Origin of the sequence: Streptomyces sp. NBC_00510, assembly GCA_036013505.1 — a bacterium.
GTDB lineage: Bacteria > Actinomycetota > Actinomycetes > Streptomycetales > Streptomycetaceae > Actinacidiphila.
The window spans coordinates 6,007,747-6,023,984 of the sequence record CP107851.1 but is presented as its reverse complement, the minus strand read 5'-3'; the positions used below and the strand labels follow the sequence as shown (position 1 = coordinate 6,023,984).

Sequence of the window (16,238 nt, the reverse complement as noted above, 5' to 3'; positions counted from 1 at the left end):
TCCCCCGGGGCCCCAGAGACGGGCGTCCCAGGATGCGGACCGTCGCGTCTCAGTTGGAGGGGTCGACGATCTCCACCGGCTCCTCGGTGACCTCGCCGTCCACGATGCGGAACGAGCGGAACTGGAAGGGGCCGGCGCCGTCGGTGTCGGCGGTGGAGACCAGCACGTAGTGGGCGCCGGGCTCGTTGGCGTAGGAGATGTCGGTGCGCGAGGGGTAGGCCTCGGTGGCGGTGTGCGAGTGGTAGATGACCACCGGCTCCTCGTCGCGGTCGTCGAGTTCCCGGTAGAGCCCCAGCAGGTCGGTGGAGTCGAACTCGTAGAACGTGGGCGAGCGGGCCGCGTTGAGCATCGGGATGTGCCGCTCGGGCCGGCCGCTGCCGGCCGGACCCGCGATCACGCCGCAGGCCTCGTCGGGGTGGTCGGCGCGGGCGTGGGCGACGAGTGCGTCGTGCAGGGCACGGGTGATGGTCAGCATGGTCGTCAGGATAGAGAAGGTGACCGCCGTACGGCTGTACGGCGGCCACCTGCTGAGACGCGGCCCGGGACTACTCCTGGGCGAGGGCCAGGGCGGGGTCGCCGGGGGTGCGCCGCTTGAGGACCACGTAGCCGATGCCGAGCAGGGCCGACCAGACGAGCCAGACGTACAGGCCGAGGCGGGTGTCGGCGTCGGTCGCCATGAGGACGACGACGGAGAGCAGCGCCACGATGGCGATCCAGTTGGTGACCGGGGCGCCCGGCATCCGGAAGTCGGCGGCGGGCAGCAGCCCGGCGCGGACCTTGGCGCGGTAGCGCAGGTGCGCGGCGAGGATCACGATCCAGGTCCACAGGCCGGCGCAGGTCGCGACGGAGGTGATGTAGACGAACGCCTTGTCCGGGGAGACGACGTTGACGATGACGCCGATGCCCATGAAGAGGGTGGACATGACGAGCGCGGGCAGCGGGAGTTGCCGGTCGCTGAGCTTGGCCACGGCCTTGGGCGCCTCGCCGTTGACGGCCAGCCCGCGCAGCATGCGGCCGGTGGAGTAGATGCCGGAGTTGCAGGAGGACAGGGCGGCGGTGAGGACCACGAAGTTCATGATCCCGGCGGCGCCGGGGATGCCGACCTGCGCGAAGACCTGGACGAAGGGGCTGACGCCCGAGGTGTACTTGGTCCAGGAGAAGACCGACAGCAGGACGATCAGCGTGCCGACGTAGAAGATGCCGATGCGGACCGGCAGGGTGTTGATCGCCTTGCGCAGGGTCTGCTTGGGGTTCTCGGCCTCGCCCGCGGTGATGCCGACCAGTTCGACGCCGAGGTAGGCGAAGATCACGCCCTGCATGGCGAGCATGGCCTGCCAGGCGCCGTTGGGGGCGAAGCCGCCGTCGGCCCACAGGTGGGTGACGGATGCGGTGTCGCCGGCGGAGGAGAAGCCGAAGGTCAGGATGCCGACGCCGATGACGATCATCGCGATGATGGCGGTGACCTTGATCGTGGAGAACCAGAACTCCAGCTCGCCGAAGATCTTGACCGAGACGAGGTTGCCGACGAAGAGCACCACGAGGGCGACCGCGGCGGTGGACCAGACGGGGACCGACGGCCACCAGAAGTTGATGTAGGCACCCGCGACGGTGACCTCGGACATGCAGGCGGTGACCCACAGGGCCCAGTACGACCAGCCGGTGGCGAAGCCGGCGAACGGCCCGAAGAACTCACGGGCGTAGTCGGCGAAGCTGCCGGAGGTGGGGCGGTAGGTGAGGAGCTCGCCGAGGGCCCGCATGATGAAGAAGATCACGATGCCGGCGGCCGTGTAACACGCGATCAGGCTGGGCCCGATGGCGGCGATGCCCTTGCTGGACCCGTAGAACAGGCCGGTGCCGATGGCGCCGCCGATGGCGATCATCTGGACCTGACGGGCGCTGAGTCCCCGCTTGTAGCCCTCTTCCGGCGCGGCCCCCGTGGCGCCGCCGCCGGATTCGTACTGCTCGACCTGCGTCGAGGTCATGGTGCTGTGCCTTTCTCCATGCCCGTCCGGCCGAACTGGCCCGGATCGGGTTCCGATCCCCCCGGATGGTGGAGGTGCACGCCGGGGTCAGCCGGCCACGCGACCGACCGTGACAGGGGTGGCGTCACGGCCGGTGGTCGAGGATTCGTATCACGGGGTGCGCGCCGGGCACGCAGCGCAAATGTGGCACATGGCACAGGAAGAAGCGGACAAAAGGTGCGCCGAATGGGAATGCGGTCCGCTGCGGTGACGTGATCGTTATCCGGAATTGAGCGTCGTCTGAGCGAACGGACGCCCCCTCGGATCACGGCATGAGGGTCTCCACGAGGCTCTCCTGGAGCGCCCCGAGCCAGAGGTAGGCCATGACGAGCGGCTTGCGCGGGTCGGAGTCCGGCAGCCGGTACAGCTCGCTGTCCTCGTCCTCGCTGACCTCCAGCCGGGTCCCCATGGTCAGCCGCAGGTCGTTGAGGGTGCCGAGCCACTGGCGCGCCTGCTCCGCGTCGAGGCTGAGCACCGCTCCCCCGTCGCCGCCGGGGGTCAGCGCGTCGAGGCTGCGGACGACGGCGAGCGCGTCGCCGCGCTTGCGGGTGCGCAGGTCGTTCTCGGTGTAGCGGCGGAAGTCCGAGGAGTCCGCCTCCTCCTCGTAGGCGTCGGGGAAGAGCCGGGCGAGCGCCGGGTCCTGCGGGGGCCGGGTGGGGCCCTCGGCGAACAGCTCGGCCAGCGGGTCGGCCGGTTCGGCGCCGTCGGCGGCGTCGCTGGGGCCGATCAGCTCCAGGAGCTGCACGGCCAGGCTGCGCAGGATGGAGATCTCGACCTCGTCGAGCGCGACGGCGGCGCCGCCTGCGGCAGCGGTCTGGAAGTAGCCGGGCATGTCGGTATCAGCCGTCCCTCAGGGGCTCGGTGGTCTTCTCGGTGGTCTCGCGGCCTCAGCGGTCCTGCGTCAGGGTGGCCCACAGCCCGTAGCCGTGCATGGCCTGCACGTCGCGCTCCATCTCCTCGCGCGTGCCGCTGGAGACCACGGCCCGGCCCTTGTGGTGCACGTCGAGCATGAGCTTGGTGGCCTTGTCCTTCGGATAGCCGAAGTACGCCTGGAAGACGTAGGTCACGTAGCTCATCAGATTGACCGGGTCGTTGTGGACGACAGTCACCCAGGGAACGTCCGGGGACGGCACCTCGAAGGGGGCCTCGCTCGACTCGGTCCGTTCGATCTCTGCGGGGGCGACACTCACGGGACCCATGCTGTCACCAGACCGTGCCGACAGGGAAACCGGCCCTCCGAGAAATCGTCACTCTGACGAGAGTTGGGGGTAGCATCCTCGGACATGAGCACTGCAGACCTGGGACTGCCCGTCACGGTCCCCTCCACCGCGCTGTTCACAGACCGGTACGAGCTGACCATGCTGCAGGCCGCGCTGCGCAGCGGCGCCGCCCACCGTCGTTCGGTGTTCGAGGTGTTCACCCGCCGGCTGCCCGAGGGGCGCCGGTACGGGGTGGTGTGCGGCACCGGCCGGGTACTGGACGCCGTGGAGAACTTCCGCTTCGACGACCGCATCCTGGACTTCCTGGAACGGGAGCGCGTCGTGGACGCGCCCACCCTGGAATGGCTGGCCGGCTACCGCTTCCGCGGCGACGTCCTCGGCTACCCCGAGGGCGAGGTGTACTTCCCCGGCTCGCCGGTCATGCGGATCGAGGGCACCTTCGCCGAGGCGGTGCTGCTGGAGACGGTGGTGCTGTCGATCCTCAACCACGACTCCGCGATCGCGGCCGCCGCCTCCCGGATGGCCGTGGCCGCCGGGGGCCGCCCGCTGATGGAGATGGGTGCCCGCCGCACCCACGAACTGGCGGCGGTGGCGGCCTCCCGCGCCGCCTACGTCGGGGGCTTCGCCTCCTCCAGCAACCTCGCCGCCGGGTTCCGCTACGGCCTGCCGACCATCGGCACCAGCGCGCACGCCTTCACCCTGCTCCACGACGACGAGCGGGACGCCTTCACCGCCCAGGTCGAGTCGCTCGGCCGGGGCACCACCTTGCTGGTCGACACCTTCGACGTGGCGACGGCCGTCCGGGCCGCCGTGGAGATCGCCGGGCCCGAGCTCGGCGCGGTCCGCATCGACTCCGGGGACCTGCTGCTGCTCGCCCACCGGGTGCGGCAGCAGCTGGACGACCTGGGGGCGAAGGACACCCGGATCGTGGTGACCTCGGACCTGGACGAGTACGCGATCGCCTCGCTGGCCGCGGCGCCGGTCGACGCGTACGGGGTCGGCACCTCCCTGGTGACCGGCAGCGGGCATCCGACCTGCTCGATGGTCTACAAGCTGGTCGCCCGGGCCACCTCCGACGACCCCGACGCACCCCTGGTGCCGGTCGCCAAGAAGTCCATGGGCGGCAAGACCAGCATCGGCGGACGCAAGTGGGCGGCCCGCCGGCTGGACGCCGACGGGGTCGCCGAGGCCGAGGTGATCGGCACCGGACCGGTCCCGGGACCGCTGGCGGACCGGCAGTTGCTGGTGCCGCTGGTGCTGGGCGGCGAGACCGTGCACCGGGAGCCGCTGGACGCGGCCCGCACCCGCCACATCGAGGCGCGCGCCGCACTGCCGCTGTCCGCGACCCAGCTGTCGCGCGGCGAGCCGGCGCTGCACACCGAGTACATCACCCACTGATCCGCCGGGGCACCCTGCCGCCGCAGGGCCGCCGCTCACTACAGTCGAAGCGACAGCGACCGGAAGGGACCGACCACCATGCACCGCGCACTGATCGTCGTGGACGTGCAGAACGACTTCTGCGAGGGCGGCAGCCTGGCGGTCGCCGGCGGCTCCGAGGTCGCCGCCGCCATCACCGACCTCATCGGGGACGCCACGGCCGGCTACCGGCACGTCGTGGCCACCCGCGACCACCACGTCTCCCCCGGCGACCACTTCTCCGACCACCCCGACTACGTCCACACCTGGCCGGTGCACTGCGCCGCCGGCACCGAGGGCGTCGGTTTCCACCCCAACTTCGCTCCGGCGGTCGCCTCGGGCGCGGTGGAGGCGGTCTTCGACAAGGGCGCGTACGCGGGCGCGTACAGCGGCTTCGAGGGCGCCGACGAGAACGGCACCGGGCTGGCCCGGTGGCTGCGCGAGCGCGGGGTGGCGGAGGTCGACGTGGTCGGCATCGCCACCGACCACTGCGTGCGGGCGACCGCGCTGGACGCCGTGCGGGAGGGCTTCCGCACCCGGGTGCTGCTCGACCTGACGGCGGGCGTCATGGCGAGGACGACCGAGTCGGCGCTGGAGGAGCTGCGCGCCGCCGGCGCCGAGCTGTCCGGCAAGCCGGTCGTCCGCGAACAGGCCTGACGGCCGGTAGCGGGAGGACGGCCCCGGGGCCGCGCCCCGGGTTCAGCGGCGCACCGTCGGGCCCAGCAGCGCGGCGATGGACTGCCAGGCGGCGGCGGGGGCCGAGGGGATGCGGCGCCAGACGAGGCCGTCGGGGTGGTGGAGGACGGCGTTGATCTCGTCGGACGTGGGGGGCTCCATGTTGCCGACGAGACGGACGGTACGGAAGCCCAGGTTCCGCAGGCGGGTCAGCGCGCGCTGGCGGTTGGCCGAGACGACGAGCACCCTGATGTACTCGTCCGGGGCCCCGCCGGGCGAGGGCAACCGGAGGGCCACGACGACGTCGCCGCTCGGAAGCCTGGTGAAACCGCCGCTGGCCATAAGCACATGATCGGCAGATCGGCCCCCGTCCACCAGGGGACGGGGGCCGATCAGGTCACTTCGTGCGGTGCGTGATCACTTCTTGGAGGGACCAACGCGGACGGTGATGGTGCTGCCGTCCCGGGCCTCGTGGAGGATCGTGATGCTGGTGTTGCTCGGGGCCACCTTCACGCTGCCCGTGGGGTTCTCCGAGGACCAGTAGGAGTTCTTGTCGTCGAAGACCGTGTTGCCGGGCAGGCTCGGGAGCTTGGTGGCGACGCCGTTCTTGTGCAGGGTGATGGCGTCGGTGCGGGCCTTGGTGAACGTGGAGTCGTAGGACTGCACGCGGTTGCGCTGCAGCGTGCCGTCGCTCCACTTCAGCGCCTTGGGGTGGGCGTCGATCGGCAGGATCCGACCGGCGCCCGGGTGCGCGCTGACGTTGTTGTCGTTCATCGAGGTGTCCCACAGCCAGATCAGCAGGCCGTTCTGGTACGCGTAGTGCTCGACCCAGTTCTCCTTGGTGGTGCCCCAGCCGAAGTTGTAGGGTCCGACCTTCAGGGTCTTGTCGTACGAGACGTACTGCCGGTTCTCCGCGATGTAGTACTGCGCGTAGTCCTCGGAGAACGTGGAGCCCTTGACCGTGAAGCCGTTCGCGGTCCAGCCGTTGTCACCGGCCTCGGCGCCGTCGCTGAACACGGTCGCGCCGTCGGCGGTCAGGGTGATCGCGTCGGCGAGGAAGCCCTTCTGGGCCACGCCGCCGTCGGACTGGTAGCGGAAGCGGAGCTTGACCGACGTGCCCGCGTAGGCGTCCAGCGGGAGCACCATGTCCTGGTAGGAGGCCGCGGTGCCGGTCAGGGCCGGCTTGTCGCTGGCGTCGCGCGGGAGCGGGGCGCCGCCGATGGTGCCGTCGATCGCCGTCCAGTTGGCGCCGCCGTCGGTGGACACCTCGGTGTAGAGGTAGTCGTAGTTCTCCTCGATGTCGTACCAGCCCTTGAGGGACAGGCTCGCCGAGGTCTTGCCCGTGAGGTCGATGTCACGGGTGAGGGTGTTGCTCAGGTTGTCACCGCTGCCGCTCCACCACTGCTTCGCGCCCTCGGCCGGGGTCGCCAGCTCGGTGGTCACGGTCTTCTTCGGCAGCGTGACGACCAGGCCCTGCTTCCTCGCGGTGTTGTACTCCGCGACGCCGAGGGTGCTGATCCCGACCTTGCCGGCCTTGGCGGTGCTGTAGTTCAGCCAGCCCAGCTGCAGCTTGTCCCAGGCGGTCATGTCGCCGGGCAGGTCGCCGATGGTGTCCTTGCCGGTGCCGAGCCAGGAACCGGACGACATCAGCGTCCAGAAGCCGGTGGAGTTCTCGGCGGTGTTGGTGGTGTCGTAGTGGTCCGGCAGACCGAGGTCGTGACCGAACTCGTGGGCGAAGACCCCGAGGCCGCCGTTCTCCGGCTGGACGGTGTAGTCGCCGACCCAGACGCCGGTGTCGCCGATCTGGGTGCCACCGAGCAGGTTGCCCGCCGGGCCGGTGGCGCCGGCGTCGGTGCCGAACGCGTACCAGCGGTGGGCCCAGATCGCGTCCTCGCCCTGGGCGCCGCCGCCGGCGGACTCGTCCTCACCGGCGTGCACGATCTGGAAGTGGTCGATGTAGCCGTCGGGCTCGTTGAAGTTGCCGTCGCCGTCGTAGTCGTAGCGGTCCCACTGGTCGTACTCGGCCAGCTTCGCCTTGATCGTGGCGGCGGAGTCACCGGCGGCCTTGCGCGCGTCGACCCACTTGTTCACCGCGTCCGCGACGAGGTTCCAGGTGCAGGTGTCGCACTTGTTGCTGCCGTACCGGGCCTCGTTCCAGTCGACCTTGACCCAGTCGGCGACCTCGCCGGCGACCGAGTAGCGGCCGGAGGACTGCTTCTCGTAGTACTTCGCCATCGACTCGTTGCCGGAGGCCTTGGAGAAGTACAGGTCCTGGAAGTGCTTGCTGTTGTAGTCGGCCTGCCACGCCGTGCTGTTGTCCTTGCGGCGGTCGGGCTTGGCTATCTGGTTGTGCGCGGGACCGGCCGTACCGCCGTACTGCGGGTCGGTCTTGGTCCCGAACTCGGCGAGGATCACGAAGATCTTGTCGGTCTTCTCGCGCCCGAGTTCGACGTACTTGTTCTTGCCGAGCTTGACCACGTCCGAGGCACCGCGGTCCTCGACCTTGGACTTGCCCGATATGACCTGCTCGATCGCCTGCTGGCGCTGGGCGGACTGGCGCTCGCTCAGCGGGCCCTTCAGATCGTGCTCGACGCGCTCCGCCTTCGCCGGGTCGTGCCGCACGACGCGACCGGCCTGCGGGTCGGCCTGGGCTGCCGCGACGGGGAAGGCGGTGGCGCCTATTGCGGCGATCGCCACGGCCAGAGCGGCGGATCTGATGGTCCGTCGTTGGCTTATCACGATGTATTGACCTCCCTAGGGTGAAGCCATTGCACCGGAGTGACGGATGAAAAGACAGATCTTGACTTGGCCATGACCGGCAAGTACGGTGAGCGACCGATCCGTTGCGCATAGCGGACACATCGACCTGCACAAGTCCACTTCACCGCAGGTTCGTTGGAACCCGGGGAAGATCGCGATGCGACCCCGTGCGCCCCCCGTGCTTCCGCACCGTGGGTTAGGTCACGCTTACCAGGCGTTCCGTGCGGGCATCTCGCACCGTAGAGTCGGTGGTTGGCGTGCCACGTCTGAACCACCGGGAAGACGGCCCTGGCCGACGCTCCGCCACAATCGTCGTATATGAGGACGGATCAGCCATGCCACGTCCCACCCCCGCCCAGCTGACCTACGGTTCCGCGACCGTGGTGCTGTCCACCCTCGCGATGCTGCTGCTCTCCGAGGCGAGATCGGGCGTCGCGGTGGCGGTCATCGCCGCGGCAGGACTGACGCTCGGTGTCCTGGTCGCCGTGACGGCGGCGATTCCGGCCGGCACGCGCCGCACGAGGCGCGAACTGCCCGTCGTGCAGCAGCCGGTGCCACGACCCCGCGTCCGCGGCGCCGCCGAACCTCGGCTGGGCGAGCACTCGCTGCGGCGCTGAGCCCGCACCCCCGCAGAACACGCCGACGGCCCCGGAGCGGACGCTCCGGGGCCGTCGTCTTCGTCAGTGCGGGTGTCAGGCCTGGACGACGACGGTCTTGGCCGCCTTGTCGTGCCAGCACTGGCGGTACGGCTTGTCCCACAGGTGCCACAGGACGTTGAGCAGCGACAGGATGGAGCCCACGCACGGCACGATGCCGATGAAGGAGTAGACCGCCGCGCGGCCCCAGGCGGCACTGCCGGGCGGGCTGCCGTCGGCCAGCTTGGCGACGCGGATCTTCATGACCTTCTTGCCGATGGTCTGACCCGTCGACTGGAGCATCAGGCCTTCGTACGCGAACGCGCCCGCGAAGACGAGCAGCTCGATGCCGAGGAACGCGCCGGTGTCCGTGAAGGAGGTGCTCGTGGCGACCATCAGGATGATGAGCGCGACGAGGAAGATGCCGCCGTCGATGAGCCGGGCGAGGAAGCGCTGGCCGCTGCCGGCCAGCGGGGGCATGCCCGCCAGGGCCGGGTCCGTCGGCATCTGGCCGTAACCGGGCCCCTGCTGCGGATAGGCGTAGGGCGACTGCTGCTGCGGGAACGGCTGCTGGTCGTAAGGGTTCTGGCCCTGGGGGTGCGGCTGCTGTCCGTACGGGTTCTGCCCGTACGGGTCCTGGCCCCCCGAGCCGCCCTGCGGGTAACCGTAGCCGGGCGGTTGATTCGAACTCATGGAGTGAGTAAATCAGCCGGGCATGACGGCGCATAGACGGAGAGGGTCACGGCCCTGCGACGATCACCCCACAGCGTGCCTTACTCCACCGAAACCACCACGGTTTGCCCTGCTTTGTCGTGCAGGCACTGACGGTACGGCTTATCCCAGGTGCACCAGAGCACTTCGATGATCCAGAAGATCTCACCACAGCACGGGATGATCGGCACCAGGGAGTAGACCGACTCCCGCTTCAGCGCCGCCGGGGTCGTCGGATTGGTGCCGTCGGCGAGCATGCCGACGCGCACCTTGAGCAGCTTCTTGCCGAGGCTCTGCCCGGACCGGGTGAGCATGAACACCTGGTAGGCCAGGTAGATCACGGCGTAGATGACGCCCTGGGAGAACACCGCACCGGTGGCGTTGTAGTCGTAGTCCCAGATCAGCCCGGTGAGGCCGTAGACCGGGATGCCGATGATCAGCCCGTCGACGATGCGCGCGAGCAGCCTGCGCCCCCGGTGCGCCAGCGGGGGCATCCCGGCCAGGGGATCGGGCTCGCCCGCTCCGTACGGGCCGCCGGCGTAGGGGTCGCCGCCACCGTAGCCCGGGGGCGGCTGGTCGTAGGGCGAGCCGCCACCGGGCGGGGGCTGGTACGGGGGCGGCGGGTAAGGCTGTTGTCCGGGCGGCGGCTGCTGTCCGGGCGGCTGCTGCTCCGCGGGCGGCGGTGACTGCCCGGGCGGCGGCTGCGCGGGCCCGGACGGCTCCCGGGGCGGCTTGGCGAACGGGTCCTCGGGCTGGTCGGTGCTCATGCCCCGAGTGAAACCCGGACGATTCGGCCGCGCCTCCGGCGGGGGCCGTTCGGGTGTCAGTTGTCGCGGGCCACGAAGGTGCGTGCCGCCTTGTCGTGCCAGCACTGCCGCCACGGCCGGTCGAACAGGCACCACGCCAGACCGAGGAAGCCGATCACGAGCGCGTCCAGCACCGTGTGGGTGAGCCAGCGGAGCAGCGCCTGCCCGAAGCCGGGCTCGTACCGGCTCTCGATGTCCACCACGCGCAGACCGAGCAGCTTCTTGCCCAGGGTGCGGCCCCACTTGGCGGTGGGCAGCACCTCGTACAGCAGTCCGGTGACGAGCGCGACGGCGACGAGGATGCCCAGTTGCACGCCCGTCGTGCCGTCGATCAGCCAGACCGTCACCTCCTCGCCGGTCAGCCGGGCGGCGTCCACCTTGTCGCGCAGGTGCTCGTACGCCGCCGTGCCCAGCGGCAGAGCGGCGGCCGCGACGACCGCGCCCATCACCACGCTGTCGATCAGCCGGGCCACCAGGCGCCTCCCCGGCGACGCGGGGCGCGCCTGCCGCCGCGCGGGGGCCGACGGGTCGTCGGCCGCCGGCCGCCATGACGCGGGGGCGGCGACCTCCCCGCCCTGCGGCGGGACCTGACGGGCCAGGTCGTGCACCTGCTGCGCCCACGGGACGGGAGGGGGCTGCTGCCCCGGCACGGCGCTCTCGGTCGGCGCGGACGCCGTGGTCCCGGCCGCGCCCGCACGGGCGGCCGCGGGAGCCGGGGCCGGCGAAGGAGCGGGGGACGGGGCGGGGGCGGCGGTCCGCAGGGGGGCCGGGGTGGGGGCCGGGGCCCGGTCGGGTGCGACGGGCTGCTCCGCACGCTCGGGGGTGCCCCACGACACGCGGGGCGCGGGGTCCTGCCGGGCCGGGTCGGCGGCCCACGCCCGCTCCGGGGCGGGTTCCGGACGGGACTCCTGCCGCGGCTGCTCCGCGGGGCGCGGCTGCGGCTGCGCCTGCAGTCCGGTGAAGGTGCCGGTGCCGGGTCCGCGTTCGGCCCTCGGCGCCCGCGGGTCCTCGTCCAGGAACATCGGCCCGGACTCCTCCAGCGCGGGGGTCCACGGCGTCGCCGCCGCCGTCGGGGTCTGCGGCACCGGGGGCGCGGGCGGCGGTGCCAGCGCGGGGCCGGCCGCTGCCACGGCCGCACCGGACGGCGGCGCGAGGTCCTCCCCGGGCTGCGGGGCGGGGCGGCTCGTTCCTGGCACCCAGGAGGACCCGTTCCAGTACCGGATGTAGCCCGGGATGGACGGGTCCGGGTAGTACCCGGGACCGGGCAGACTCCCGCCGCTGCTACCGGAGGTCATCCGAGACAACTCCCCTCACGACCGACACGCTCGGACCAGCCCGCCGTCCCCGGCGTGCAAGGGACGACACTAACGAAGAACGCGGCGGGCGGACGAAAGAAACGATCCTTGGGCGAGGTTCGGTATTCCGGGGCAAATCCCGTCGACCGAACCGATACGCTTCCGAACTGACACCGCCTCGGACGGACGGGGACGTGCGCGCCGCGGAGCCGTGGGCGCGGCGGGGGCGGGAACGGGAGGGCCGTCGTACGGCCGGACGCACCCAGGACGGGGCGGACGGCGACGTTCCGTGTGTACCGCATCCATCTCGCGCGTGCCGGGCCTTCGGGAAAAGTCCTCCCGATCGCCGGAACCCGCGTAATGGTGAAGGCCGTATGCGCTCTCTCCCGGTGCGGGCCCCGCGCAGCACCCGCCGCGCAGCACCGCCAGGGGCCTTCGCGCCGAGGAAAGGACGACGAGATGCACACCGTGGTCGAACGGGAACTGGAGATGCACCTGGTGCTGTCGCCCGAGCGCAGCATCGCCGTCCCGGCAAAGCTGTCCTACCGGGCGGAGGATCCCTTCGCCGTGCACATCACCTTCCACATCGGCTCCGACTGCCCCGTCAACTGGACCTTCGCCCGGGAGCTGCTGGTCGAGGGGGTGTTCCGGCCGAGCGGGCACGGTGACGTACGGATCTGGCCGACCAAGACGGACGGGCGGAGCGTGATCTGCATGGCCCTCAGCTCGCCGGACGGCACCGCCCTGCTGGAGGCGTCCTCGCACCCGGTGGCGGCGTGGCTGGAGCGCACGCTGCGGGCGGTGCCGCCGGGGACGGAGCTGGACCACCTGGCCATGGACGAGCGGCTGGACGAGCTGCTGGCCCCGGCCGCCGGCGAGGGCGCGCGCGACGAGCGCCGCACGCCCGACCCCTGGCACGGCTCCGACGAGCCGCCGGACGCGTAGGGCGACGGCCCGCGGGCCGGGTGGCCGCAGACGTGGGCTCAGCCGTGGGCTCAGAACACCTTGCCGGGGTTGAGGATGCCGAGCGGGTCGAAGACGGCCTTGACGCCGCGTTGCATCTCCACGCCCACCGGGCCGAGTTCGCGGGCCAGCCACTCCTTCTTCAGGACGCCGACGCCGTGCTCCCCGGTGATCGTGCCGCCGAGCTCCAGGCCGAGCGCCATGATCTCGTCGAAGGACTCGCGGGCCCGGCCGGACTCCTCGGGATCGGCGGCGTCGAAGCACACCACGGGGTGGGTGTTGCCGTCCCCGGCGTGCGCGCACACGCCGATCGTCAGGTCGTGCTTGCGGGCGATCGCCGCGACCCCGTCGAGCATCGCGGCGAGCCTGCCGCGCGGCACGCACACGTCGTCGATCATCGTGGCCGTGGAGACCCGCTCCAGTGCGGGCAGCGCCATCCGCCGTGCCTGCAGCAGCATTTCGGACTCCGCCGCGTCCTCGGCGGGCACCACCTGCGTCGCCCCGGCGGCCGCGCACAGCGCCCCCACCGCGGCCAGGTCGGCGGCCGGGTCGGGGGTGTCGAAGGCGGCGAGCAGCAGTGCCTCGGTCGACTCGGGCAGCCCCATGCTGGTCATGTCGTTGACCGCGCGCACGGTCGTGCCGTCCATCAGTTCCAGCAGCGAGGGCACGTGGCCGCCGGTCATGATGTCGCAGACCGCCGCGCAGGCCGCCTCGGCCGAGGGGAACTCCGCCACCAGCGCCAACTGGGCGGGCGGCGCGGGCTTGAGGGCCAGCACGGCCCGCACGACGACGCCGAGGCTGCCCTCGGAGCCGACGAACAGCCGGGTCAGGTCGTAGCCGGCGACGCCCTTGGCGGTGCGCCGGCCGGTGCGCAGCAGCCGTCCGTCGGCCAGGACGACCTCCAGCCCGAGCACGTACTCGGCGGTGACCCCGTACTTCACGCAGCACAGGCCGCCGGAGCCGGTGCCGATGTTGCCGCCGATGGTGCACTGCTCCCAGCTGGACGGGTCCGGCGGGTAGTACAGGCCCCGCTCGGCGACGGCACGGGAGAGGGCGGCGTTGACGACGCCCGGCTCGACGACGGCGACCCGGTCGACGGGGTCGATCTCCAGGATGCGGTCCATCCTGGTCAGGGAGAGCACGATGCAGCCGTCGGAGGCGTTGGCGGCGCCCGACAGGCCGGTGCGGGCCCCCTGCGGCACGACGGGCACCCGCAGCGCCGTGGCGGTCCGCATGACGTGCTGGACCTGCTCCACGGTGCGCGGCAGGACGACCACCGCGGGCGCCCCGGCCGGGCAGAAGCTGGCCATGTCGTTGGCGTACGAGGCGGTGACGTCGGGATCGGCGAGGATGGCCCCGTCGGGGAGTCCGGCGCGCAGCCGGTCGATGAGATCGCCCATGCGTCCAGCTTCGCACCGCGCCGCCGCCCGGGGAAGATCACGTCACCGCGCGGCTCACGGCTTTCCGAGTATCCGTACGGATGGTGGCGCGGGCGGGGGCGCGGCGAGGATGACCGCCGTGACGGATACGACGGACCCCGGGGGCACGGCACAGGCGCGGCGGCGCCACGGGCGGAGGATCGTGGTGCGTTGCGTGTGGGCGGTCGTGCTGCTCGCCCCGCCGGTGGTGCTGTGGGTCATGGGCGCGGCGGACGCGGCGCAGCACAAGAGCCCCACGGACTGGGTGGGCAACCACCGCACCAAGGTCGCCCTGGAGAACGCCGCCCTGCTCATCGCGGGCCTGCCGGCCGCCGGGGTGGTGATCGGCGCCCTCGCCGGGGCGGTGCGGCGGCCGCCGCGCACGGGGCTGTGGGCCGCGACGGGGGCGGTGCTGGGAGCGGTGGCGTTGTGGGCGTTCGGCGCGTACGCGTTTCTGACGGCCCTGCGCCACTTCACGATCGTCTTCTGACGGCGACCGGCGCCGGCCCGCGCCCTCCCCCGCGGGGGCACGGTCCGGCGCCGGAGTCGGCGGCGGTGGCGATCAGAGGTTGCCGCGGCGCTCCTGCTCGCGCTCGATCGCTTCGAAGAGCGCCTTGAAGTTGCCCTTGCCGAAGCCCATCGAACCGTGTCGCTCGATCATTTCGAAGAAGACGGTCGGGCGATCCTGGACGGGCTTGGTGAAGATCTGCAGCAGGTAGCCGTCTTCGTCCCGGTCTGCCAGGATCTTCAACTCCCGCAGGGTGTCGATCGGGACGCGGGTGTCGCCGACCCACTCGCCGAGGGTGTCGTAGTAGGAGTCGGGCGTGTCGAGGAACTCGACGCCCGCGGCGCGCATGGCGCGGACCGAGGCGACGATGTCGTTGGTGGCGAGGGCGATGTGCTGGACGCCGGGGCCGCCGTAGAACTCCAGGTACTCGTCGATCTGGGACTTCTTCTTGGCGATCGCGGGCTCGTTGATGGGGAACTTGACCTTCAGCGTGCCGTCCGCGACGACCTTGGACATCAGGGCCGAGTACTCGGTGGCGATGTCGTCACCGACGAACTCCTTCATGTTGGTGAAGCCCATGACGCGGTTGTAGAAGGTCACCCAGTCGTTCATCTTGCCGAGCTCGACGTTGCCGACGCAGTGGTCGATCGCCTGGAAGAACCGCTTGGCCGGCGGCTCCACGATCGGCTCGGCGGCGACGTAGCCGGGCAGGTACGGGCCCTTGTAGGCGCCGCGCTCGACCAGGGTGTGGCGGGTCTGGCCGTAGGTGGCGATGGCGGCCAGCACCACGGTGCCGTACTCGTCGCCGACCTCGTGGGGCTCCTCCAGGCCGGTGGCGCCGTGGGCGAGGGCGTAGTCGTAGGCGGCGCGGACGTCCGGCACCTCCAGGGCCAGGTCCACGACGCCGTCGCCGTGGGCGGCGACGTGCTCCTCCAGGAAGCGGCCGTGGTCGGTGGCGGCCCTGACGACGGAGGTGAAGACGAAGCGGGCGCTGCCGGACTCCAGGACGTAGGACGCGGTCTCGCGGCTGCCGTTCTCCGGTCCGGAGTAGGCCACGCGCTTCATGCCGAACGCGGTCGAGTAGTAGTGGGCGGCCTGCTTGGCGTTGCCCACCGCGAAGACGACCGCGTCCATTCCCTTGACCGGGAACGGGTCCGCGTCGCCGGGGGTGGGGGAAGTGTGATCCAGGGTCTCAGTCATGGCAGCAGCCTCGCCCGGCACCTCAAGGTGCGCAATAGTTCGCAGAACGACTGGACAACCTGTACAGCAGTCAGTGGAAATCGGGCGGCATTCTGTGCACGGTGACCACCGTCACAGGAGGGACTGGGGTGTCATGGGGATCGACCGGCTGGACGGACGGCTGATCAAGCTGCTCGCCGAGGAACCGCGGATCGGCGTGCTGGAGGCCTCGCGGCGGCTGGGAGTGGCGCGCGGGACCGTGCAGGCACGGCTGGACCGCCTTCAGGCCAATGGGGTGATCCGCGGCTTCGGACCGCAGGTCGACCCGGCCGCGCTGGGCTACCCGGTGACGGCGTTCGCCACGCTGGAGATCAAGCAGGGGCAAGGCCCGGACGTGCGGGCGCATTTGGCCGGCGTGCCGGAGGTCCTGGAGCTGCACACCACGACCGGGCAGGGGGACATGCTGTGCCGGCTGGTGGCCCGCTCGAACGCCGATCTCCAACGTGTGATCGACCGGGTTGTGGGCTTTGATGGCATCGTGCGGGCCTCCACGGCGATCGTCATGGAGAACCCGGTCCCGTTGCGGATCATCCCGCTGGTCGAGCAGGCGGCACAGGACGCGGACACGTAG

General features: G+C 71.2%; 17 protein-coding genes. 6 read left to right on the top strand and 11 right to left on the bottom strand.

All coding sequences use genetic code 11. The features are described from left to right. Positions 1–49 precede the first annotated feature (49 nt). The 4 genes from OG937_27170 to clpS all read right to left on the bottom strand — a co-directional run bounded on the left by OG937_27170 (position 50) and on the right by clpS (position 3,220). Positions 50–475, bottom strand: coding sequence for a M67 family metallopeptidase (locus tag OG937_27170; protein WUD75114.1), 426 nt, complete (start codon positions 473–475; stop codon positions 50–52). 70 nt (positions 476–545) lie between these two features. Then, positions 546–1,982: an amino acid permease gene (locus tag OG937_27165; GenBank protein ID WUD75113.1), complete on the bottom strand. Its 1,437-nt coding sequence runs from the start codon at positions 1,980–1,982 to the stop codon at positions 546–548. Positions 1,983–2,286: 304 nt separating this feature from the next. Further along, positions 2,287–2,853, bottom strand: a complete 567-nt coding sequence (locus tag OG937_27160) for a DUF2017 domain-containing protein (GenBank protein WUD75112.1) — start codon at positions 2,851–2,853, stop codon at positions 2,287–2,289. Between the two features lie 55 nt (positions 2,854–2,908). Continuing rightward, positions 2,909–3,220, bottom strand: coding sequence for an ATP-dependent Clp protease adapter ClpS (gene clpS, locus OG937_27155; GenBank protein ID WUD75111.1), 312 nt, complete (start codon positions 3,218–3,220; stop codon positions 2,909–2,911). Positions 3,221–3,304: 84 nt separating this feature from the next. Here clpS and OG937_27150 point away from each other — a divergent pair, with 84 nt between their 5' ends. Both OG937_27150 and OG937_27145 read left to right on the top strand, forming a co-directional pair. Beyond that, the gene (locus tag OG937_27150) at positions 3,305–4,639 is read left to right on the top strand and encodes a nicotinate phosphoribosyltransferase (GenBank protein ID WUD75110.1); all 1,335 of its coding nucleotides are present in this window, start codon (positions 3,305–3,307) and stop codon (positions 4,637–4,639) included. A 78-nt stretch (positions 4,640–4,717) separates the two neighbouring features. After that, on the top strand, positions 4,718–5,314 hold the full coding sequence (locus OG937_27145) for an isochorismatase family protein (protein ID WUD75109.1): 597 nt from the start codon (positions 4,718–4,720) through the stop codon (positions 5,312–5,314). 42 nt (positions 5,315–5,356) lie between these two features. Here the strand turns inward: OG937_27145 and OG937_27140 are convergent, their stop codons facing one another. Continuing rightward, on the bottom strand, positions 5,357–5,674 hold the full coding sequence (locus tag OG937_27140) for a hypothetical protein (GenBank protein ID WUD75108.1): 318 nt from the start codon (positions 5,672–5,674) through the stop codon (positions 5,357–5,359). 75 nt (positions 5,675–5,749) lie between these two features. Then, positions 5,750–8,029, bottom strand: coding sequence for an immune inhibitor A (locus OG937_27135; GenBank protein ID WUD75107.1), 2,280 nt, complete (start codon positions 8,027–8,029; stop codon positions 5,750–5,752). Positions 8,030–8,427: 398 nt separating this feature from the next. Between OG937_27135 and OG937_27130 the strand changes: the two genes are divergently transcribed. After that, positions 8,428–8,709, top strand: coding sequence for a hypothetical protein (locus OG937_27130; protein WUD75106.1), 282 nt, complete (start codon positions 8,428–8,430; stop codon positions 8,707–8,709). A gap of 75 nt (positions 8,710–8,784) precedes the next feature. Here OG937_27130 and OG937_27125 read toward each other — a convergent pair whose 3' ends face one another. The 3 genes from OG937_27125 to OG937_27115 form a co-directional block, all read right to left on the bottom strand. Continuing rightward, a complete protein-coding gene (locus OG937_27125) occupies positions 8,785–9,420 on the bottom strand; it encodes an RDD family protein (protein WUD75105.1) in 636 nt (211 codons plus the stop codon). A gap of 80 nt (positions 9,421–9,500) precedes the next feature. After that, entirely contained in the window at positions 9,501–10,205 is a 705-nt protein-coding gene (locus tag OG937_27120) for an RDD family protein (GenBank protein WUD75104.1), read from the bottom strand. A gap of 56 nt (positions 10,206–10,261) precedes the next feature. Next, positions 10,262–11,539 carry an RDD family protein gene (locus OG937_27115; GenBank protein ID WUD75103.1) on the bottom strand — a complete coding sequence of 426 codons (1,278 nt, stop codon included), beginning with the start codon at positions 11,537–11,539 and terminating at the stop codon, positions 10,262–10,264. A gap of 459 nt (positions 11,540–11,998) precedes the next feature. Here OG937_27115 and OG937_27110 point away from each other — a divergent pair, with 459 nt between their 5' ends. After that, the gene (locus OG937_27110) at positions 11,999–12,484 is read left to right on the top strand and encodes an SsgA family sporulation/cell division regulator (protein WUD75102.1); all 486 of its coding nucleotides are present in this window, start codon (positions 11,999–12,001) and stop codon (positions 12,482–12,484) included. 50 nt (positions 12,485–12,534) lie between these two features. Here the strand turns inward: OG937_27110 and OG937_27105 are convergent, their stop codons facing one another. Further along, positions 12,535–13,902, bottom strand: a complete 1,368-nt coding sequence (locus OG937_27105; GenBank protein ID WUD75101.1) for an FAD-binding protein — start codon at positions 13,900–13,902, stop codon at positions 12,535–12,537. A 118-nt stretch (positions 13,903–14,020) separates the two neighbouring features. Here OG937_27105 and OG937_27100 point away from each other — a divergent pair, with 118 nt between their 5' ends. Then, positions 14,021–14,410, top strand: coding sequence for a hypothetical protein (locus tag OG937_27100; GenBank protein ID WUD75100.1), 390 nt, complete (start codon positions 14,021–14,023; stop codon positions 14,408–14,410). A gap of 72 nt (positions 14,411–14,482) precedes the next feature. Here OG937_27100 and hppD read toward each other — a convergent pair whose 3' ends face one another. Further along, positions 14,483–15,628, bottom strand: coding sequence for a 4-hydroxyphenylpyruvate dioxygenase (gene hppD, locus OG937_27095; protein ID WUD75099.1), 1,146 nt, complete (start codon positions 15,626–15,628; stop codon positions 14,483–14,485). Positions 15,629–15,761: 133 nt separating this feature from the next. Here hppD and OG937_27090 point away from each other — a divergent pair, with 133 nt between their 5' ends. Further along, the gene (locus OG937_27090) at positions 15,762–16,238 is read left to right on the top strand and encodes an Lrp/AsnC family transcriptional regulator (GenBank protein ID WUD75098.1); all 477 of its coding nucleotides are present in this window, start codon (positions 15,762–15,764) and stop codon (positions 16,236–16,238) included.